Source organism: Streptomyces sp. CBMA29 (assembly GCF_014596445.1).
Taxonomy (GTDB): Bacteria; Actinomycetota; Actinomycetes; order Streptomycetales; family Streptomycetaceae; genus Actinacidiphila.
The window spans coordinates 1-19,771 of record NZ_MECL01000048.1; the positions used below are offsets into that span (position 1 = coordinate 1).

Sequence of the window (19,771 nt, forward strand, 5' to 3'; positions counted from 1 at the left end):
GGTGCGGGCGGCGGCCTGCTGGGCGCCGGCCAGCTCGGCGCGGACCGAGGCGGCCAGCGACTGTCCCGAGCCGCCGATCTCCCGGCCGACCGCCGACAGCACCCAGGCGCGCAGGTCCAGGTCGCTGCCGAGCAGGTCGAGCACGGCGTCGGGGCCGCCGCCCGCGGGCCCCGACGACATCAGCCGCCGGTGCCGGTCCACGACCGCCGCGAGATCACCCGCCCGGCCGCTGGAGACCTGTCGGACCACGTACTCGGTGACGGTCGCGAAGGCCACCGTCTCGTCCACCGCGAACAGCGGCAGCCGGTGCCGGGCGCAGGCGGCCACCAGGTCCTGCGGGATCGTGCTCAGCCCCGCCTCGCCCGCCGCGAGCGCCGCCACCCCGGCACCGGCCAGCAGCCGGACGAAGGGCTCGCAGTCGCCGGGGCCGCGCCGCCAGGCCAGACCGGTGAGGACCAGTTCGCCGCCGGTCAGATAGCGGCTGGGGTCGCGCAGGTCCGTGGTCATCACCCCGCGGACCGTACGGTCCAGCTCGTCCTCGCCGCCGAGCAGCCGCAGGCCGAGGGCCTCGGTGTCCAGCAGTGCGCGCAGCCGCATAGTCGTCGCCTTGTCCTCTGCCGGGTCGTGGTCGCGGTCCCGGCCGTCGTCGCGGGAGTCCGGGGTCGCGGGAGTCCGGGGTCGCAGTGTCGAACACCGGTGTTGCGGGTGGGCTGCCGCGAGGTTTCGGAGCGGACCCTTTAGGAGGAATCTACAAGACCCGCCCCCTGGCCACCCAACCGCTTCATGTTTTCGGTGACTGCACCCGGACGGCCCCACAGCCGTGTACTAGGGCCACGCCGCGTGTACAGGACATGAACAGCCCACTCGGATTCGAGAAGAGAACCCCATGGAATTCCTGCGCCCCGCCAGCTGGGAGGAAGCGCTCGCAGCCAAGGCCGAGCACCCCTCCGCTGTGCCCATCGCGGGTGGCACGGACGTGATGGTCGAGATCAACTTCGACCACCGCAGGCCCGAGTTTCTGCTGGACCTGAACCGCATCGGTGAGCTCCAGGAGTGGGAGGTGGCCGAGGACACCGTCCGGCTCGGCGCCTCCGTCCCGTACACCCGGATCATGGAGAACCTCAGAGCCGAGCTGCCCGGCCTCGCGCTGGCCAGCCACACCGTCGCCTCCCCGCAGATCCGCAACCGCGGCGGTGTCGGCGGCAACCTCGGCACCGCCTCGCCCGCCGGAGACGCCCACCCGGCGCTGCTCGCGGGCGGCGGCGAGGTCGAGGCGCAGTCCGTACGCGGCACCCGGCTGATCCCCATCGACGACTTCTACCAGGGCGTGAAGCGCAACGCGCTGGAGCCCGACGAGCTGATCCGCGCCGTGCGGCTGAAGAAGGCGACCGGGCCGCAGCAGTTCTCCAAGGTCGGCACCCGCAACGCGATGGTCATCGCGGTCTGCGCCTTCGGCCTGGCCCTGCACCCCGAGACCCGCGAGGTCCGGACCGGCATCGGCTCGGCCGCGCCCACCCCGATCCGGGCGAGGACGGCCGAGGAGTTCCTGGCCGCCGCGCTGGACGAGGCCGGGCTGTGGGAGAGCCGCGGGGTGATCCCGCCCGCCGTCGCCCGGCAGTTCGCTGAGCTGGCCTCCGGGGCCGCCAACCCGATCGACGACGTCCGCGGCACCGCGTCCTACCGGCGGCACGCGCTGGCCGTCATGGCCCGCCGCACGCTCGGCTGGTGCTGGGAGCAGTACCGCGGCAACGAGCCCCACGAGCTGGACGACAGGAGCAAGCCATGCGCGTGACCTTCACCGTCAACGGCAGCCCGCAGGAAGCCGACGACGTATGGGAGGGCGAGAGCCTGCTGTACGTGCTGCGCGAGCGGATGGGCCTGCCCGGTTCCAAGAACGCCTGTGAGCAGGGCGAATGCGGCTCCTGTACGGTCCGCCTGGACGGCGTGCCGGTGTGTTCGTGTCTGGTGGCCGCGGGCCAGGTGCAGGACCGCGAGGTCGTCACCGTCGAGGGCCTGGCCGGCGAGGGCGGTGAACTCTCCACCGTCCAGCAGGCGTTCGTGGACGCGGGCGCCGTCCAGTGCGGCTTCTGCACCCCCGGACTGCTGGTCGCCGCCGACGAGTTGCTCGAACGCAACCCCGAGCCGTCCGACGGCGACATCCGCGAGGCGCTGTCCGGCAACCTGTGCCGCTGCACCGGCTACGAGAAGATCCTCGACGCCGTACGGCTCGCCGCCGCCCGTACCGAAGGAGCGGTGTGAGCATGCCCAACACGCCCGCGCCCAGTGCCGGTTCGTCCGTCACCCGGACACCCACCAGCCTCACCCAGGGCACCGCGTCGAAGGGCGGCATCGGCGAGTCCACGCTGCGCCCCGACGGCATCTTGAAGGTCACCGGCGAATTCGCGTACTCCTCGGACCTGTGGCACGAGGACATGCTGTGGGGCTACACGCTGCGCAGCACCGTCGCGCACGCCGAGATCCGCTCCATCGACACCTCCGAAGCGCTGGCCACCTCGGGTGTCTACGCGGTGCTCACCTACGACGACCTGCCCACCGAGGTGAAGAACTACGGCCTGGAGATCCAGGACACCCCGGTCCTCGCCCACGGCAAGGTCCGCCACCATGGCGAGCCGGTCGCGCTGGTCGCCGCCGACCACCCGGAGACCGCGCGCCGCGCCGCCGCGAAGATCCGTGTGGAGTACGTGGACCTGCCGGTGATCACCGACGAGGCGTCCGCCACCGCGCCCGGTGCCGTACTGGTCCACGAGGGCCGCGACGACCACCACATCGGCCATGTCCCGCACCCCAACATCGTCCACCGCCAGCCCATCGTGCGCGGCGACGCGGAAGCGGCGGCGGCTCGCGCCGACGTCGTCGTCAGCGGCAGTTACGTCTTCGGCATGCAGGACCAGGCGTTCCTCGGCCCCGAGTCGGGCCTGGCCGTACCCGGCGAGGACGGCGGCGTCGACCTCTACGTGGCCACCCAGTGGCTCCACTCCGACCTGCGGCAGATCGCGCCGGTCCTCGGGCTGCCGGAGAAGAAGGTCCGGATGACGCTCTCCGGCGTCGGCGGTGCCTTCGGCGGCCGTGAGGACCTGTCGATGCAGATCCACGCCTGCCTGCTGGCGCTGCGCACCGGCAAGCCCGTCAAGATCGTCTACAACCGCTTCGAGTCCTTCTTCGGCCACGTCCACCGCCACCCCGCCAAGCTCTGGTACGAGCACGGCGCGACCCGCGACGGCAAGCTCACCCACATCAAGTGCCGGATCGTGCTGGACGGCGGCGCCTACGCCTCCGCCTCCCCGGCCGTCGTCGGCAACGCCGCCTCCCTGTCGGTCGGTCCGTACGTCGTCGAGGACGTCGACATCGAGGCGCTGGCCCTCTACACCAACAACCCGCCCTGCGGCGCGATGCGCGGCTTCGGCGCGGTCCAGGCGTGCTTCGCCTACGAGGCGCAGATGGACAAGGTCGCGGCCGAACTCGGCCTGGACCCTGTCGAGTTCCGGCAGATCAACGCGATGGAGCAGGGCACGCTCATGCCGACGGGCCAGCCCGTCGACTCGCCCGCGCCGGTCGCCGAACTGCTGCGCAGGGTCAAGGCCCGCCCGCTGCCGCCCGAGCGCCAGTGGGAGGTGGCCGGGGGAGCCGCCGACGTACGCGCGCTGCCCGGCGGGCTGTCCAACACCACGCACGGCGAAGGCGTCGTACGCGGTGTCGGCTACGCGGTCGGCATCAAGAACGTCGGCTTCTCCGAGGGCTTCGACGACTACTCCACCGCCCGGGTCCGGATGGAGGTCATCAACGGCGAGCCGGTCGCGACCGTGCACACCGCGATGGCCGAGGTCGGCCAGGGCGGCGTCACCGTGCACGCCCAGATCGCCCGCACCGAACTCGGCGTCACCCAGGTCACCATCCAGCCCGCCGACACCCAGGTCGGCTCGGCCGGTTCCACCTCCGCCTCCCGGCAGACGTACATGACCGGCGGCGCGGTGAAGAACACCTGCGAAGCCGTACGCGAGAAGGTGCTGGAGACCGGACGCCGTAAATTCGGCACCTACCACCCGGCGTGGGCCACCGCCGAACTCCTGCTGGAGGGCGGCAAGGTCGTCACCGACGGCGGCGAGGCGCTGGCCGACATCGCGGACGTCCTGGAGGACGAAGCCGTCGACCTGGAACTGGAGTTCAGGCACCGCCCGACCGTCGCGTTCGACCTGCGCACCGGACAGGGCAACGGCCACGTCCAGTACAGCTTCGCCGCGCACCGCGCGGTGGTCGAGGTCGACACCGAACTGGGCCTGGTCAAGGTGGTCGAACTCGCCTGCGCCCAGGACGTCGGCAAGGCGCTCAACCCGCTGTCGGTCGTCGGCCAGATCCAGGGCGGCACCACGCAGGGCCTGGGGGTGGCGGTGATGGAGGAGATCATCGTCGACCCCAAGACCGCCAAGGTCCGCAACCCGTCCTTCACGGACTATCTGATCCCCACGATCCTCGACACGCCGACCATCCCGGTCGACGTGCTCGAACTCGCCGACGAGCACGCGCCTTACGGGCTGCGCGGCATCGGCGAGGCGCCCACGTTGTCGTCCACTCCCGCGGTCCTCGCGGCGATCAGGAACGCGACGGGGCTGGAGTTGAACCGGACCCCGATCCGGCCGGAGCACCTGACCGGAACGTAGACGGCCGGGGGGCACCCGCCCCCCGGTCACCCTCTCTTGTTCGCCTCGGGCCGTCCCCCGGGTCGTGCAGGCCACGCAGATCCCAAATCTCGTACACCGCGTACGAGTGCCCCTGTGAACCTTGGGAGTTGGCACCATGACCCAGACGCCAGTAGAGCCGCGGACGGCGGCGGAGGACGCGGGCGAAGGCTCGCGACAGCCCGCCGGGAGATCCTGGCTCGACCGGTACTTCCACATCTCGGCCCGAGGCTCGTCGATCCCCCGCGAGGTCCGCGGCGGCATCACGACCTTCATGGCGATGTGCTACATCCTGCTCCTCAACCCGCTGCTGCTGTCGGGACCCGACGTCGCGGGGCACAAGCTCAGCCACGCCGCGCTGATCACCGCAACGGCGCTCGCCGCCGCCGTCTCCACCCTGCTGATGGGCTTCGTCGGCAAGGTGCCGCTGGCGCTCGCGGCGGGGTTGAGCGTGGCCGGGGTGATCTCCACCCAAGTGGCTCCGAACATGACCTGGCCGCAGGCTATGGGTATGTGCGTGATCTACGGCGGCGTCATCGTGCTGCTGGTGGCCACCGGGCTGCGCGAGATCGTCATGAACGCGATACCGCTGGCGCTCAAGCACGGCATCACCATCGGCATCGGCATGTTCATCGCGATGATCGGCCTGGTCAACGCCGGTTTCGTCGGCAAGGGCGACCCGAAGGGCTCGGCGCCTGTCGCGCTCGGCGCGGGCGGCCAGTTGCACGGCTGGCCCGTGCTGCTCTTCTGCGTCACCCTGCTGCTGATCTTCATGCTCCAGGCCAGGAACCTGCCGGGCGCGATCCTGATCGGCATCGTCGTCGGCACGGTGCTCTCGGTGATCGTCAACGCGGCGGGGAATCTGACGGCGGCCGACTGGGGCGGCAGCGCGCCCAAGCTGGAGGGCAGCGCGGTCTCGATGCCGGACTTCGGGCTCTTCGGCCATGTCGAGTTCGGCGGCTGGGGCTCGATCGGCGGTATGACCGTCGGCGTCATCGTCTTCACCCTGGTGCTCGCCGGATTCTTCGACGCGATGGCCACCATCATCGGCGTCGGCACCGAGGCCGGGCTCGCCGACGACAAGGGCCGGATGCCGGGCCTGTCGAAGGCGCTGTTCATCGACGGCGCGGGCGGCGCGATCGGCGGCGTCTCGGGAGCGTCGGGGCAGACCGTCTTCATCGAGTCCGCGACCGGCGTCGGCGAGGGCGCCCGCACGGGCCTGTCCTCGGTCGTCACCGGCATCCTCTTCGCGCTCGGCCTGTTCTTCACCCCGCTGGCCCAGATCGTGCCCGGCCAGGTCGCCGCCGCCGCGCTCGTCGTGATCGGCGCGATGATGATGAGCAACGCCCGGCACGTCGACTGGTCCGACCGCGCCGTGGCCGTACCGGTCTTCATGACCGTCGCCCTCATGCCGTTCACCTACTCCATCACCGCGGGAGTCGGCGCCGGCGTCGTCTCGTACACCGCCATCAAGGCCGCGCAGGGCAAGTGGCGCGAGCCGGGCCTGTTCATGTGGGTTCTCACGGCCGTCTTCGTCGCCTATTTCGCCCTGCACCCGATCGAGGGCTGGCTCGGCGTCAAGTGACGGCCGCGAAGCGCGAGTCGTAGGAAGAAGGAGCTGGAACGCCATGCTGGACATCGCTGACGAGTTGTACCGCTGGTGCGGTCTCGGGCGTCCGTTCGCCGTCGCGACGGTCGTCGCGACCGGCGGCAGCGCCCCGCGCCAGCCCGGTGCGGCGCTCGCCGTCGACGGCGGCGGCGACGCCATCGGCAGCGTGTCCGGCGGGTGCGTGGAAGGCGCGGTCTACGAGCTGTGCCAGGAGGTGCTGGCCGCGGGCCCCGACGCGGCTGCGGTCCTCCAGCACTTCGGCTATTCCGACGAGGACGCCTTCGCCGTCGGCCTGACCTGCGGCGGCGAGATCGACATCTTCGTGCAGCGGATCGACCCCGCGGTACGGCCCGAGGTCGTCGCGGCGCTGGCCGCGGCCGGTCCCGTACCGCTGATCGTCTACCACGTGCCGTACCGCACCGGGCAGCCGCTGACCGCCCGCACCCTGCGCGAGCTGGCCGCGCTGCCGGGCGTGACCGGTGTGAAGTACGCCACCGGCGGCATCGACGCCGAGACCGTGGACCTGCTCGGCGATCACCCGGACGGCTTCGAGATCCTCGCGGGCGACGACATCTTCGCGCCCGCCCTGTTCGCGCTGGGCGCCACCGGCGGCATCCTCGCCTCCGCGCACCTGGCCACCGCCCGCTGGGCCGAGCTGGCGGAGGCCGCTGCCAAGGGAGACGCCAAGGGGGATACGGCCCTCGGCCACCGCCTCGCCGCCCTGGCCGCCGCCCTCTTCCGCGCGCCGAACCCGACCGTCATCAAGGCCGTGCTGCACGCGGAGGGCCGCATCCCGACCCCCGACGTACGGCTGCCGCTGCTGCCCCCGACGCCCGCCACCGTGGACGACGCCCTGACCAGGCTGCGTCTCGTCCCCTGAAATGCCCCGCCGCCCCGCTCCCGCCCCGGGGGATACTCGACAGGGCGGCCACGCCGACGCGCGGGCCCGCGGCCGTACGCGACGGCACACATCGATCGGAGAGAGCCGGATGAGGATCGGAATCGTCGGAGCGACCGGACAGGTCGGCTCGGTCATGCGCAAGGTGCTGGCCGAGCGCGCGTTCCCGGTGACGGAGCTGCGGCTGTTCGCCTCCGCCCGGTCCGCAGGGAGCACCCTGCCGTGGGCCGGCGCTTCCGGCGGCGGGATCACCGTCGAGGACGCGTCCACCGCCGACTACAGCGGCCTGGACATCGTGCTGTTCTCGGCCGGCGGCGCCACCTCCCGCGCCCTCGCCGAGAAGGTCGCCGCCCAGGGCGCGGTCGTCATCGACAACTCCTCCGCCTGGCGGCGCGACCCCGACGTCCCCCTGGTCGTCTCCGAGGTCAACCCGCACGCCATCGCCCACCGTCCCAAGGGCATCATCGCCAACCCGAACTGCACCACCATGGCCGCGATGCCGGTGCTGCGCCCGCTGCACGCCGAGGCGGGGCTGACCGCCCTGGTCGCCACCACCTACCAGGCCGTCTCCGGCTCCGGCCTGTCCGGCGTCGCCGAGCTGCACGGCCAGGCGACCAAGGTCGTCGAATCCGCCGACCGGCTCACCTTCGACGGCGACGCCGTCGCCTTCCCCGAGCCCGCCGTCTACGCCCGGCCCATCGCCTTCAACGTCGTCCCCCTCGCGGGCAGCCTCGTGGACGACGGCAGCTTCGAGACCGACGAGGAGCAGAAGCTGCGCCACGAGTCGCGCAAGATCCTCGAGATCCCCGAGCTCAAGGTCTCCGGCACCTGCGTACGCGTCCCCGTCTTCTCCGGCCACTCCCTCCAGCTCAACGCCCGCTTCTCCCGGCCGCTCGGCGTCGCCCGTGCCTATGACCTTCTGCGGTCGGCACCCGGCGTCGAGCTCTCCGAGATCCCCACTCCCCTTCAGGCCGCCGGGCGCGATCCGTCCTACGTCGGCCGCATCCGGCTCGACGAGACCGTCGAGAACGGGCTCGCGCTTTTCGTCTCGAACGACAACCTTCGCAAGGGCGCTGCGCTGAACGCCGTCCAGGTCGCCGAGCTCGTCGCCGCCGAGCTCGCTGCCGCGAGGGTTTAACCCGCCCCGGACGGCTCCTCTACCTGGGCGGTACGCCGATCTTTTCAGGGGCGCGGGGAACTGCGCGCTCAGCCACGGCGGTGGCGCGCCTTTGAGAACCGGCCCGGGTGGGGCAGATGCGGTTGTTTTTGGGCTGACAGCCCGGTGGGGGCGGGCCGCGCAGTTCCTCGCGCCCCTGAAAAGATCGGCGTGCCGCCTCTCGCAGAGGCGAGGCACAGGGGCCGCGCCCCTGACGGGGGTCAGCTCTCGGCGAGGAGGCGGAAGGCTGCGAGAACTGTTTCCGACTGAAGGTCAACTTGGTCGGGGACGGGCACCCACGTCAACTCATGACCGGCGGCCAACTCGGCCGCCCAGCGGGCGTGCTGGGCGGCGCAGTCGCCGTGGAGGGTGCGCGCGGCGGAGCCGCCGTGGCCGTCGAGGAGGCGGAGCATGATCCCGGTGGCGCGCAGGGAGATGCGGCGGGCCGCGATGTCGAGGGCGTTGAGGTGCGCGAGGGTGAGGGGGACGGGGGAGGGGTGGAGCCCGTCCCAGTCGTCGGCGACGCTGCGCATGATGGCGGGCATGCCGCCGGTGATGCGCAGGAGGGGCCGGGCGGCGGGGGAGCCGGGGTCGGGAACCAGCGGCCGTACGGCGTCGAGCAGGGCGTGGGTACGGTCGGCGTGGCGGCGCAGGAGCGCGGCGAGAGCCGCGAGGGCGCGGGCCGGGTCCGGGTGCGCGGTGGTGTCGGCGACATCGCGGCTGGCCCACATCGGGACCTCGAAGAGCGCGGTCATCCCGCCGTAGCGGTGCGGGCGGATCCAGGTCGAGCGGTTGACGTCCTCGGGCAGGTTCTCGAACTGGGCGCGCTGGCCGGGCGCGGGCATCAGGTAGACGCCGGGCCCCGACACCGTCCAGTACAGGGCGTCGTACGTGCCGGTCTGCACGGGCACGTCCCGCTCGGCGGAGAGCTTGCCGAGAGGTTCGGCCAACCCCGGTATGTCACGCGTGAGTTGGACCCAGCTGCCGCCGAGGTCGTTGCCGTGCAGCGAGCACTGCAACTCCGGCCGCAGCTCGTCGATGAGGCTCACCAGCGTCTGGGACTCGGGGAGTTGGTCGTCCGGCGGCCGGATCGACGGCGCCCACTCCGGCTGTTCGTCGGCGGGCGGCCGGTACGCGTGCCGGAAGTGCTCGGCGGGCGTGCGCCGCACCGGCGGTCCGGCCTCGCTGCGTACGGTCCCGTCCGGGTCGAGACAGAGCAGGAAGTGCCAGGAGGCGTCCGCCCCCGCGTGCAGGCGGCTGTCGGCGGCGACCCGGTGCGCCAGCCGCAGCGCGGTCGCGGGCCCGACGCGCTCGTCGGAGTGCGGGCCCGCGACGACCAGGATGTGCCGCCGGCCGCGCCCGACGGTCAGCAGATGCAGCGGACGCCCCTGCCGGGACCGGCCGACCACCCGCAGGGTGCTCAGCACGGGCCGCGAGTACGCGAACGCGGAGGCCGCCGCTGCGACCTCCGCGACGCTGGGATAGGCGTCGGCGTCCGACGTCACGTGCCGTTGGAGTTGCTGTCGCCGGTGGTCTCTTCCTTGTCCAGCCGTCGGATGACGAGAGTGGTGTTCGCCACGGTGACTCCTCTCTGTCCAAGCAGGGTGCAGCGCTGAGGAGTTGAACGGTTTGGCCCCTGGATCCCCCACTGATTCCCCCGCACCTTGCCAAGGCTCCGGCGGCCCGGCGACAGTGTCAAGGTCCGTACGTACTCATGCGTACGGGCGGAGCACGAGGGGGTCGGCTGATGACGGCACCACCGCACACCGAACCGCACACCGACGAGTCCGAGGCGCTGCTCAGGCCGCGGATCAAACCCGAACACCAGGCATATCGCACCGCCGACGGCAACGTCAGGATCGGCAGCGTGATCTACGGGATCGGCGCCGAGATCGAGGACCCCGACGGCTGGATCTGGACCCTTACCGAGGCGATGGACGGCACACGCACCGCGGCGCAGATCGCCGCCGAAGTCGCCGCCGCGCACCCCCGCTTACTCCTGCCCGCCGCCACGATCGGCTCCGCGATGGCGGACTTACGGGAGGCGGGTTTCGTGGACGACGCGGCGGCGCCGCTGCCCGCGGGGCTCGTCGACCGCGACCGCGTACGGCACGCCCGCGGTGTCGCGCTGCTGCGCTGGATGGACCTCAGCTCACGGGCCAGTCCGTGGAACGCCCAACTGCGCCTGGCCGGCGCCCGCGTGCTGGTCCTCGGCGTCGGCGGCACGGGCGGCATGGCCGCGCAGGCGCTGGTCGCCTCCGGCGTCGGCCACGTCCACACCGTCGACCCCGACGTCGTGGAACTGTCCAACCTCAACCGGCAGACGCTCTACCGCGAGGCCGACATCGGACGGCCGAAAGCCGACGCCGCGGTGGCCGCGCTGCGCGCCCTCAACTCCGATGTCACCGTCACCGGTGAACGGCGGGAGATCCGCGGCCCCGACGCCCTCGCCGCGCTCCTCGCCCCGGACGGCGGCGGCCGGTCACCGTACGATCTGCTGGTCCTCGGCGCCGACCGGCCGCCGGAGATCCGCCGCTGGGCCAACCGTGTCTGCATCGCACTCAACCTGCCCTGGGTGGAAGGCGGTTACCGCGGTCCGCTGGTCACCGCGGGCGTCCACGTACCCGGCGACGGGCCCTGCTGGGAGTGCCAGCGCGCGGGCGAGGACGAACGGCGCGACCTGCGGCTGCGCCCCGGCCAGAGCGAGGACGCCGCCTCGCCCCGTATGCCGTGGAATCCGGCGAGCGCCGTCACCGCGGGCCTGTCCGGCACGCTCGTCGCCCACGCCGCCATCGCCCTGCTCACCGGCGTCCCCCGGATGCGCCCCGGCTTCCGCTACGGCATCAACCTCATGGCACTCGGCGACCCCGTACTCCAACGCCACCCGCGCCGCCCCGACTGCCCAGCCTGCGGCCCGCTGGACCACCCCACGTAAGGGCCAACTCCCCATCGGCGGCGGGCGACCCGCACGAGCGTCGTGCCCGAGCCCGCTCAACCGATCGGCTCGCCGCCCGGACGAAAGGCGGTGCGCCCCGTCAGGGGCGCGAGGAACTGCGCGAGCAAGCCACCACCGGCGGGTGGTCCGGACACGGCCGGGCTGCCCCTCTGGGGCGGGTGGTGGCCGGGTGCGCCTACGTGGTGGGTCGTGCCCGGAAGGGGCGCGGGGAACTGCGCGGTCGGCCCCCACCGGCGGGTGGTCTGTGGCCGACCGGTGTGCCCCTTTGGGGCGGGGTCTTGGGGGGGCGGGTCACCGCGCCGACGCGAGGTCGACGGTCGCCAGGACGGTCCTGGCCTGGAGTTCGGCCTGGTCGCCGACCGGCACCCAGTGGGCGTCGGTCGCGGCCAGCAGGTCACGGGCGCCGGAGTCGATCCGGCGCTCCAGCCGGCCGCGCAGGCGGCCGTGGTCGCCGCCGGGGTCGCCCTCGCCGCCGCGCTCCTCGTCGAGGAGCCGCAGCAGCATCCCGGAGGCGCGCAGCGGGATACGGCGGGCGGCGATGTCGAGGGCGGCGACGTGGGCCATGGTCAGGGGGACGGGGGAGGCGTCGGCGAGCGTCTCGTAGGCGTCGGCGAGGCCGGGAAAGGCGCCGACGGCCTGCTCGACACCGCGCAGCAGCGGGCTGTGCGCGGCCTGCGGGGAGAGCAGTCGCCAGGCGCGGTCCAGCGCCGACGCGGTGGCGGCGCCGTCCTTGCGCAGCCGGGCGGCGAGGGAGGCGACGGCCTGGGCGGGGTCGGGGTGCGCGTCCTGGTCGGCCACGCGCCGGGTCGCCCACATCGGGACCTCGACCACGGCGGTCAGCCCGCCGTGCCGGTGCGGGCGGGCCCAGGTGGACCCCGCCGCGCTCTCCGGCTCGCCGGCGAACCGCTCGGACGTGCCCGCGGGGGGCCGCACGAAGACTCCGGGCCCCGACCCGGTCCAGGACAGCGCGTCGTAGGCACCGGTCTGCACCGGGATCTCCAGTTCGGCCGCGTATTTGCCGAACGGCTCGGCCAGGCCCGGCACATCGGCGGTCAGCCGCACCCAACCGCCGCCGACGTCCGTGCCGTGCAGCGTGCACTGGAGGAACGGCTTCAGCTCGTCGATCGCCGCCAACAGGGCCATCGTCTCCGGCAGTTCGTCACCCGGCGCGCGGAAGGACCCGGCCCGCTCGGGCTGATCGGCCGCCGCCGGGCGGTAGATGTGCCGGTAGTGGACGGCGGGCGGCCGGGGCCCGGCCGGACCCGTCTCGTTGAGCACGCTGCCGTCGGGGTCGAGGCAGAGCAGGAAGTCCCAGGTCAGATCCGCTTCGGCCTGCCGCTGCCGGTCGGCGACCGCGTGCTCGGCCAGCCACAGCGCGCTCGCCCCGCCGGTCTGCTCGTCCGGGTGCGGCCCGGCCACCACCAGCACGTGCCGGCTGCCGTGCCCCACCGACAGCAGCCACAGGGGCCGCCCGGCCCGCGACTCCCCGGCCAGCCGCATCCGGCACAGGTCAGGATGGCGCCGGGTCAGTACGCGGGCCGCCGCCGCGACACCTGACACGGTCGGATACGCGTCCGGCCCCCGCATGACGGCTCCTCCTCGTCCCGCGTCCACGACCACGACGGCGTCCACCCGCCGTGCCCACCCCCGCCGCGCGCCGTCGTGCCGGCGCGCCGCGTATCGCACGTCGCGCGCCACCGGCGGGGTATCGGAGTTCGGGTGCCGTGGGCGCGCCACCCAAGGCTGTGCGGGCCGCCCCCGGGTGTCAAGAGCGCCCTGTGGCCGCCGAGTCGGCGCGCGACCGCTCGATGTCGGGTCCCCGGTAGAGGCGTTCGGGGATGGTGGCCAGCGCCGATTCCCGCAGCCGCGGGCCGAGCCCGTAGAAGTGCTGGAAACTCATCACCAGGGGGCGCCACTTGTCGGGATCGATCCGGTCCCGTGTGCCCGCCGCCCGTATCCTGTCGTGCACCAGCACGCGGGTGATCCGTACCTCGAACACCACGATTCCGCCGCGCTGTCGAGGGTCGTCCTCGGCCAGCGGGTGAGTGGCCTCGACCACCGCCTCCAGCGCCACCGGACACTGCGCGACGCGCGGCGCCGCGACCGTCTCCGACGCCGCCGGGGTCAGCCCGGCCAGCCCGAACTTGTCGCCCTCGTAACGGTATCCGCGCCGCGCCTTCCCCTCCGGCACCGGATCGCGGCCGGTGGTCAGCGCCAGCCGGTCCACGGCCGCCGCCATCGAGTCCTCGGGCAGATTCAGTACGCACGCGCCGTCGCGCAGCAGATTGCGCGCCGTCTGCGACCGCGCCCCGAGCCCCAGCATCGCCCGCCACCCCAGCCAGAACACCGACGACATCGGCGCGAGATTCGCCGAACCGTCCTCGTTCACGGTGGAGAGCAGCACGACGGGCGTGCCGAAGTAGAGGATTCCGGGCTCGATGCGTGAGTGGACGGCGGGCCCGGCCGCTGTGGTGATCTCTGAGGTCATACGGCCAGTGTTGTGCGCGGGGCCGCCGGACGCTGGCGGAAATCGGACGTCGCGTACGGCAGGCGTGGGCCCCGGTACGGGGGTGTCGGCGGTCAGGAACCGGTGGTCAGGAACCGGTGGTCAGGAACCAGTGGTCAGGAACCGGTGCGCTCGCGGGGGCCGTAGCGGGCGTGCGGCGCGCCCGTGGCCAGCGCCCAGTAGCGGTCGCCGTAGGACCAGTGCCACCACTCGGTGGGGTAGTTGACCAGGCCCGCGGCGGTGAGGGCGGCGGACAGCGTACGGCGGTTGGCGCGGGCCTCGGCCGACAGCCCCGGCGCGTCGGTGTAGCAGGCGCCCGCGCTCTCCTCGGGGTTGGCGTTCACGCGGGTGCCCATGTCCAGTTCGCGGCCGTCCGCGACGAGGGTGAGGTCGACGGCCGCGCCCGCGCTGTGCGGCGCGATCTCCGGCGGCGACACGTAACGGCTGGCCGCCTCCCTGATCCGCGCGGGCGTCCACCGCGGCCGAGCGGCGCGCAGCTCCGCCGAGTACCCCTCGAAATAGGCGCGTTGGAGGGACGGCGGCCGGTAGCCCTCCACGAACAGCAGGCCGACGCCGTCGGGCAGCAGCGAGCGCGCGTGCGCGAGCCGGGTCAGGACGCCCTCGCGCAGATGGGCGAAGCTGCCGTCGTCGTCCTGGCGGCGCGGGTCGACGGCGCCGAGCGGGCCGCCGCCCTGTCCGCCACCCCGTACGTCGAGCAGCGGCTCGTCGCAGTCCTCGACGGGGACGGCCGCGATGCGCGGGTCCGACATCAGCACGATTTCGCTCATGGTCCGATCATCGCCCGCCGCCCGCCCAAGTGCCGCGCCGACGCCGCGCCGACGCCGTCCCAACGCCGCCTCAACGCCGCCCCGGCACCGCACCCGCTCCGCGGCCTTCGCTAGCCTGCGCGGGTCAGGGACAGAGTCGGGTGCGGGGCGTCGTCGAACGGGGTGGACGGATGGGTGAGCGGGACCAGGACCAGGACCAGGACCAGGACCGTGACCGGCAGCGGGAGCGGCTGCGGGCGGCGGTCGAGGCGCGGGTGCTGGCGGACTGGGGGTTCGAGCTGCCGGACTCGCTGTTCCGGTTCCACGACTTCATCGGGTCGCTCGACCCGGTCGAGGCGTCTGCCTTCGCGGACCTGGAGCTGTGGCCGTACGGGATGATGGACCTCTTCGACGCCCCGGACGTGCGGGCCCGCGACGGCGTCGACATCCGCGCGCACGGCCGTTTCTTCCGCGACCCGCCGGAGTTCCTGACCTTTCTGCACGGCGGCACCGACGGCCTGCACTACGGCCTCTGGTACGACGACGGCCGCACCTGCGCGGGCGTCGCCTCGTACTACAACAACGACGGCGGCGGCATCGACCGCACCTTCCGCACCCCGCTGGAGGCGGTCCGCGCCACGCTCGAACGCCACTGGCGCGACCTGCACGAAGACACCGGCCGGGGGCCGGAGGAGGTCGCGGAGCGTGCGCCGGGGATGGCCCGACTCCGTTCGAAAGTGGGCGAGTTCGAGACCGGCGACCGTACCGGGACCGGCGCGGACTACGTACGCGCCCACACGTACGGCTACCGGCGCCCGCCGATCGACCCCGGCCGGATCACCACGCTCGACGGCGGCGGCGCCCTCGCGGAGGGCGAGACCGCGCTCGGCCGTCCCTCGCACAACGGCGTGGACGAGCACGCCTTCGGCACGCACATGGCCGCGGTCTTCGCGGACCCCGGCGAGCTGGCGGCGGCCGTCGCCGAGGCGCGGCGGCGCCTCGCGGCCGGTGACCCGACGGAGGCGCTGGTCCTCGGCCGCGACCTGCACTGGGCCTCGATCGGCGACGCGACCCGCGAGGGTCACGCACACGAGCTGCTGGCCGCGGCCTACCGGGCCCTGGACCGGCCCGCGTTGGCCGCCGTCGCCGACGCGCACCACCGGCACCGGGACCTCCCGCGCGTGGACGTGCTGGAGCCCAAGCCGTAGGTATGCGAGGGCGTACGGGCGTCAGGCGGGCAGCTCCACGATGTCCGCGACCACGCAACTGACGTTGTCCGGGCCGCCGTTGCGGTTGGCGAGGGCCACGAGCGCGCGGACCGCGTCGTCGGGGTCCGGGGTCGTCGCGAGCGTGGCGTGTACGTCGTCGGCGGGGACGACGGCGGACAGGCCGTCGGAGCAGAGGAGATAGCGGTCGCCGAGGCAGGCGTCCTGGAGCCGGATGTCGGCGCCCGCGCTCCCGTCGGTGGCCGGGCTCGTACCCGACAACGCCCTTGCCAGCAGGGACCGTTGGGGGTGGGACTCGGCCTCGGCCGGGCTGAGGCGGCCCTCGTCCACCATCGACTGGACCATGGTGTGGTCGTGGGTGATCTGGAACAAGCCGCCGTCGCGCAGCAGATACGCGCGGGAGTCGCCGATGTGGACGAGGGCGAGCTGGGAGCCGGTCCAGAACATCGCGGTGAGGGTGGTGCCGACGTGTCCCGGCTCGCGCTCGGCGGCGGCGACGCCGCGGACGGCCGCCCCGGCCTGCTCGACGGCGTCCTCCAGGGCGTTCAGCAGCTCGCCGGCCGGGACAGTGCCCGCGCCCGCGTCGAGGAGTTTCAGCACGTCGACGGCCGCGGCGCCCGCGGGGGCGCCGCCGGTCCCGAAGCCGTCGGCGACGGCGAGCAGGCGGGAGCCCGCGTAGGCGGTGTCCTGGTTGCTCTCGCGGACGAGCCCGGTGTCGGACAGGGCGGCGTAACGGATGCCGAGCGGTGCGGTGGCGGCTGACATGGCGGGGTCCTTCCAGGACAGGTAGTCGATGAGGAAGGTGGCCAGGTCCCGCCGGGCGGCGGTGTCGGCCTCGACGCGGGTCCAGTACGCGCGGACCGACAGGGCCGCTTCCGGGCCGTCCTGGGCGCAGACCTCCTGGATGCCGGCCAGCGGCATCCCGAGGCGGCGCAGCCACGCCACCAGGCGGGCTTTTTCCAGTTGTCCGGCTGCGTACCAGCGGTAGCCGGTCGCCGGGTCCACGCGGGCGGGGGAGAGCAGGCCCAGCTCGGCGTAGAGCCGCAGCGCCCGCTGCGACAGCCCGGCCGCCTTCGAGAAGGCCCCGATGCCCATCAGGCCGGGTCCCGTGTCCCGCTCCATACCCGCGCTCCTTCGTCCCTCCTCACGCCGGGCCTTCGTCCGGCGTGCGTCCGATGCTGGGGTCTTCCCCGAGGTGAGAGTCAAGCAGTGTCCGCGGCCTTCCGCCTCTCCCGTCGTCCGTGCCCCCACCTGCACGGCTTTACGGTTCGCTCTACGAACTAATATGGTTCGTAGAGCGAATGAAATGTCGAGGCGTGCGGGGGAGTGGTGACCATGGCGGGTGCGGGTGCGGGTGCGGGTGCGGGTGCGGGTGCGGGTGCGGGTTCCGGCGTCAGCGCGGAGGGCGCGGTGCGTACGGTGACGGTCGCGGTCGTCGGCGGGGGGTACGGGGGCGCCGCCGTCGCCAAGGCGCTGGACCAGGACACGGACGTCGTCCTGATCGAGCCGAAGGACGCGTTCGTGCACGCGGCGGGCGCGCTGCGCGCCCTGGTCAGGCCCGACTGGGCGGCGAACATGTTCTTCCCGTACGACCGGCTGCTGGCCCGCGGCCGGGTGCTCCGCGAGCGCGCTGCCTCGGTGGACCCCGGCGGCGTCACACTGGCCTCCGGCGACCGCCTCGACGCCGACTTCCTCGTCCTGGCCACCGGCTCCGACTACGCCTTCCCGGCGAAGACCGAGACCGACTCCACGGCCGAGGCGCTGCGCAGGCTCCGCGTCGGTCACGACGAACTGGCCCTATCCGAGCGGGTGTTGATTGTCGGCGCGGGCCCCGTCGGGCTCGAACTCGCCGGTGAGATCAGGGCCGTGTGGCCGGACAAGCACATCGTCGTCCTCGACCCGGCCGAGCGGTTGCTGCCCGGCTTCATGCCGGAGCTGCGGGGCGAACTTCTGCGCCAACTGGACGCGCTGGGAGTCGAGTTGCGGCTCGGTACGGCCCTGGCCGCGCAGCCGCCGACCGAGCCGGGTCAGGCCAAGACGTTCACGGTCGCCACCTCGACCGGTGGCCAGGTCACCGCCGACATCTGGTTCCGCTGCTACGGCGTACGCGTCAACGGCCACTACCTCGCCGACGGCCGCCTCACCGTCCGTACGCCCAAGGGGCAGGTCCGCGTGACCGACACGCTCAACGTCTACGGGAACGGCGGGACGTACGACCGGGTCCACGACCACGTCTACGCGCTCGGCGACCTCACCGACCTCGCCGAGGCCAAGACGGCGGGGTACGCCATGAAGCACGCCGCCGTCGTCGCCGAGAACATCCTCGCCCAGGTGCGCGGCGAACGGCCCACGGCGGTCTACCGGCCCTCGCCCGTACCGTCCGTGCTGCTGCCGCTCGGGCCCGGCGGGGGCGTCGGCCAGACCCTGTCCGACGACCGGCCGACCCCCGTGCCCGTGCTCCTGCCGGCGGAGCGGGTGGCCGCGTACAAGGGGCGGGATCTGCTCGTGGGGCGGTTCGCGGCGCTCTTCGGTACGGGCTGAGCTTTCGGGTACGGGACGTGGTGCGGGCTCAGTGCGCGGGCTCAGCGCGCGACGGGGCCCTCGTCCAGTTCGAGGAAGACGGCGGGCACCTTGTTGTCGCGGACCACGCGGCTGAGCAGGCCCGCGAGCGTGACGCGTTCCGCCTCGGTCAGGCCGGAGGGCAACTCCTCGACGCGGCGGCAGGTGTCGGCGTAGAACGCGTCGACCAGCGACCGCCCTTCGGCGGTGAGCGCGACCCGTACCGCGCGGCCGTCGCTCGGATCGGCCTCCCGCCGGACCAGCCCGCGCTGCGCGCAGCGGTCCACCAGACCGGTCAGGCTCGACTTCGCCAGCCCCAGGATGCTGCCCAACTCGCCCATCCCCAGCGGCTGTCCCATCAGCACGCACAGCAACTGCCCCTGTTGCGGCGTCAGTCCGTACCCCCGGCCCGCCTCCGCGTACACGGCGTTCACCAGGAAGGAGGAGCGCACCAGTGCGGTGACGACTCCCATGTGCTCGCCCACGTCCTTCCCCATAAGGCCAGCCTACGGGACAAGGGTGATCGGGTGGTGGTTCGTGGCACGAACTATGGAAGGGGCGGGAGGGGCGGAGGAGAAATGGGGAACGCGGTGCGTTCGCCGTCGTTCCCGTTCGGACCCGGCCGGATTGCCGTCAGGGTGCGGGCGTCGGACGATCGAGACCGGCGGTTCGTCCGGCGGTCTGTCCGGCGGTCTGTCCGGCGAGGGAGTGATGCGATGAGCGCGCGGCGGCTGGCCGACCTCGACCGCCCCGAGCGGCGCCGGGCGATGGCCGCGAGCGTGGCCCGCTGCGTACTCTCCACCGCGGCGATCCTGGTCCTGTACTACTTCCTGCCCCTCAACGGCGGCCGGCCCGACGCCGCCGCGCTGATCCGCCTCGGCATCGGCGCCGTCGTCTTCGCCGCGGTCATGGTCCTCGAACTCCGCCGCATCCTCCACGCCGACCTTCCTCAGCTCCGCGCCGTGGAGACCCTCGTCGTCACCTTCGCCCTCTTCCTCGCGCTCTTCGCCGGCGCCTACGTCTCCCTTTCCCACCTCTCGCCCGGCAGCTTCACCGAGCCGGTCAACCGCACCGCCGGGCTCTACTTCGCCATCGTCACCCTTGGCACCGTCGGCTACGGCGACATCGCCCCCACCAGCGATTTCGCCCGCATCCTCGTCAGCGTCCAAGTCCTCATCGACCTCGTCTTCCTCGCCTTTCTGCTCCGCCTGGTCATCGACCTCACCCGCCTCACCCTCCACCGCGACCAGCCCCCCTGACGGGGGGGGGTGCCCGTGTCTCCCCGGCCGCCGGTCCGGTGCGGCTTGCCCACCCAGTTCCCCGCGCCCCTGCGGGGCTGGGCTTCTCGGGAGTCGGGGGGCCGAGCTTTTTGGGGGCGCGGGGCTCGGCCTTGTTTGCGG

The 19,771-nt window shown here is 73.1% G+C and carries 17 protein-coding genes; 10 read left to right on the top strand and 7 right to left on the bottom strand.

Features of this window, described 5'->3' with window-relative positions; all coding sequences use genetic code 11:
• Positions 1-597, bottom strand: a 597-nt coding sequence (locus tag BGM09_RS06970) for a PucR family transcriptional regulator ligand-binding domain-containing protein (protein ID WP_188280554.1), incomplete at its 3' end; no start/stop codon positions are given.
• A 289-nt stretch (positions 598-886) separates the two neighbouring features.
• Here BGM09_RS06970 and BGM09_RS06975 point away from each other — a divergent pair.
• The 6 genes from BGM09_RS06975 to BGM09_RS07000 all read left to right on the top strand — a co-directional run bounded on the left by BGM09_RS06975 (position 887) and on the right by BGM09_RS07000 (position 8,339).
• Positions 887-1,792: an FAD binding domain-containing protein gene (locus BGM09_RS06975; protein WP_188280555.1), complete on the top strand. Its 906-nt coding sequence runs from the start codon at positions 887-889 to the stop codon at positions 1,790-1,792.
• Positions 1,783-2,259, top strand: a complete 477-nt coding sequence (locus BGM09_RS06980; RefSeq protein ID WP_188280556.1) for a (2Fe-2S)-binding protein — start codon at positions 1,783-1,785, stop codon at positions 2,257-2,259. Before BGM09_RS06975 ends, BGM09_RS06980 begins: the two co-directional genes overlap by 10 nt.
• 2 nt (positions 2,260-2,261) lie before the next feature.
• Positions 2,262-4,676, top strand: coding sequence for a xanthine dehydrogenase family protein molybdopterin-binding subunit (locus tag BGM09_RS06985; protein WP_188280557.1), 2,415 nt, complete (start codon positions 2,262-2,264; stop codon positions 4,674-4,676).
• Positions 4,677-4,812: 136 nt separating this feature from the next.
• Positions 4,813-6,279, top strand: a complete 1,467-nt coding sequence (locus BGM09_RS06990; RefSeq protein WP_188280558.1) for an NCS2 family permease — start codon at positions 4,813-4,815, stop codon at positions 6,277-6,279.
• A 43-nt stretch (positions 6,280-6,322) separates the two neighbouring features.
• Positions 6,323-7,183: a dihydrodipicolinate synthase family protein gene (locus tag BGM09_RS06995; RefSeq protein ID WP_223186445.1), complete on the top strand. Its 861-nt coding sequence runs from the start codon at positions 6,323-6,325 to the stop codon at positions 7,181-7,183.
• A gap of 109 nt (positions 7,184-7,292) precedes the next feature.
• A complete protein-coding gene (locus BGM09_RS07000) occupies positions 7,293-8,339 on the top strand; it encodes an aspartate-semialdehyde dehydrogenase (RefSeq protein ID WP_188280559.1) in 1,047 nt (348 codons plus the stop codon).
• A gap of 239 nt (positions 8,340-8,578) precedes the next feature.
• Here the strand turns inward: BGM09_RS07000 and BGM09_RS07005 are convergent, their stop codons facing one another.
• Entirely contained in the window at positions 8,579-9,862 is a 1,284-nt protein-coding gene (locus BGM09_RS07005) for a M14 family zinc carboxypeptidase (RefSeq protein ID WP_188280560.1), read from the bottom strand.
• A gap of 305 nt (positions 9,863-10,167) precedes the next feature.
• Here BGM09_RS07005 and BGM09_RS07010 point away from each other — a divergent pair, with 305 nt between their 5' ends.
• Entirely contained in the window at positions 10,168-11,292 is a 1,125-nt protein-coding gene (locus tag BGM09_RS07010) for a ThiF family adenylyltransferase (protein WP_317452576.1), read from the top strand.
• 312 nt (positions 11,293-11,604) lie between these two features.
• Here BGM09_RS07010 and BGM09_RS38445 read toward each other — a convergent pair whose 3' ends face one another.
• The 3 genes from BGM09_RS38445 to BGM09_RS07025 all read right to left on the bottom strand — a co-directional run bounded on the left by BGM09_RS38445 (position 11,605) and on the right by BGM09_RS07025 (position 14,607).
• Positions 11,605-12,900, bottom strand: a complete 1,296-nt coding sequence (locus BGM09_RS38445) for a M14 family zinc carboxypeptidase (protein ID WP_188280562.1) — start codon at positions 12,898-12,900, stop codon at positions 11,605-11,607.
• Between the two features lie 178 nt (positions 12,901-13,078).
• Positions 13,079-13,801 (bottom strand): flavin reductase family protein, encoded by a 723-nt coding sequence (locus BGM09_RS07020; RefSeq protein WP_188280563.1) that lies wholly within the window; start codon positions 13,799-13,801, stop codon positions 13,079-13,081.
• 134 nt (positions 13,802-13,935) lie between these two features.
• The gene (locus BGM09_RS07025) at positions 13,936-14,607 is read right to left on the bottom strand and encodes a M15 family metallopeptidase (RefSeq protein WP_188280564.1); all 672 of its coding nucleotides are present in this window, start codon (positions 14,605-14,607) and stop codon (positions 13,936-13,938) included.
• Between the two features lie 170 nt (positions 14,608-14,777).
• On the opposite strand from BGM09_RS07025, the gene BGM09_RS07030 reads away from it, so the two are divergent.
• Entirely contained in the window at positions 14,778-15,794 is a 1,017-nt protein-coding gene (locus BGM09_RS07030; RefSeq protein ID WP_188280565.1) for an ADP-ribosylation family protein, read from the top strand.
• Positions 15,795-15,815: 21 nt separating this feature from the next.
• Here the strand turns inward: BGM09_RS07030 and BGM09_RS07035 are convergent, their stop codons facing one another.
• Positions 15,816-16,934 carry a MerR family transcriptional regulator gene (locus tag BGM09_RS07035; RefSeq protein WP_223186446.1) on the bottom strand — a complete coding sequence of 373 codons (1,119 nt, stop codon included), beginning with the start codon at positions 16,932-16,934 and terminating at the stop codon, positions 15,816-15,818.
• A 288-nt stretch (positions 16,935-17,222) separates the two neighbouring features.
• Between BGM09_RS07035 and BGM09_RS07040 the strand changes: the two genes are divergently transcribed.
• Positions 17,223-18,353, top strand: a complete 1,131-nt coding sequence (locus BGM09_RS07040; RefSeq protein ID WP_317452575.1) for an NAD(P)/FAD-dependent oxidoreductase — start codon at positions 17,223-17,225, stop codon at positions 18,351-18,353.
• Positions 18,354-18,394: 41 nt separating this feature from the next.
• Here the strand turns inward: BGM09_RS07040 and BGM09_RS07045 are convergent, their stop codons facing one another.
• A complete protein-coding gene (locus tag BGM09_RS07045; RefSeq protein ID WP_188280616.1) occupies positions 18,395-18,844 on the bottom strand; it encodes a MarR family winged helix-turn-helix transcriptional regulator in 450 nt (149 codons plus the stop codon).
• A 243-nt stretch (positions 18,845-19,087) separates the two neighbouring features.
• Between BGM09_RS07045 and BGM09_RS07050 the strand changes: the two genes are divergently transcribed.
• Positions 19,088-19,630 (top strand): potassium channel family protein, encoded by a 543-nt coding sequence (locus BGM09_RS07050; RefSeq protein WP_188280567.1) that lies wholly within the window; start codon positions 19,088-19,090, stop codon positions 19,628-19,630.
• Positions 19,631-19,771 lie beyond the last annotated feature (141 nt).

What these genes read in the sequence shown, in the direction of transcription:
- BGM09_RS07000 (WP_188280559.1), top strand. Translation starts at nt 7,293, where the DNA reads ATGAGGATCGGAATCGTCGGAGCGACCGGACAGGTCGGCTCGGTCATG.
- BGM09_RS07020 (WP_188280563.1), bottom strand. Translation starts at nt 13,801, where the DNA reads ATGACCTCAGAGATCACCACAGCGGCCGGGCCCGCCGTCCACTCACGC.
- BGM09_RS06990 (WP_188280558.1), top strand. Translation starts at nt 4,813, where the DNA reads ATGACCCAGACGCCAGTAGAGCCGCGGACGGCGGCGGAGGACGCGGGC.
- BGM09_RS07025 (WP_188280564.1), bottom strand. Translation starts at nt 14,607, where the DNA reads ATGAGCGAAATCGTGCTGATGTCGGACCCGCGCATCGCGGCCGTCCCC.
- BGM09_RS07045 (WP_188280616.1), bottom strand. Translation starts at nt 18,844, where the DNA reads ATGGGAGTCGTCACCGCACTGGTGCGCTCCTCCTTCCTGGTGAACGCC.
- BGM09_RS06985 (WP_188280557.1), top strand. Translation starts at nt 2,262, where the DNA reads ATGCCCAACACGCCCGCGCCCAGTGCCGGTTCGTCCGTCACCCGGACA.
- BGM09_RS06980 (WP_188280556.1), top strand. Translation starts at nt 1,783, where the DNA reads ATGCGCGTGACCTTCACCGTCAACGGCAGCCCGCAGGAAGCCGACGAC.
- BGM09_RS07050 (WP_188280567.1), top strand. Translation starts at nt 19,088, where the DNA reads ATGAGCGCGCGGCGGCTGGCCGACCTCGACCGCCCCGAGCGGCGCCGG.
- BGM09_RS07030 (WP_188280565.1), top strand. Translation starts at nt 14,778, where the DNA reads ATGGGTGAGCGGGACCAGGACCAGGACCAGGACCAGGACCGTGACCGG.
- BGM09_RS06975 (WP_188280555.1), top strand. Translation starts at nt 887, where the DNA reads ATGGAATTCCTGCGCCCCGCCAGCTGGGAGGAAGCGCTCGCAGCCAAG.
- BGM09_RS38445 (WP_188280562.1), bottom strand. Translation starts at nt 12,900, where the DNA reads ATGCGGGGGCCGGACGCGTATCCGACCGTGTCAGGTGTCGCGGCGGCG.
- BGM09_RS07035 (WP_223186446.1), bottom strand. Translation starts at nt 16,934, where the DNA reads ATGGAGCGGGACACGGGACCCGGCCTGATGGGCATCGGGGCCTTCTCG.
- BGM09_RS06995 (WP_223186445.1), top strand. Translation starts at nt 6,323, where the DNA reads ATGCTGGACATCGCTGACGAGTTGTACCGCTGGTGCGGTCTCGGGCGT.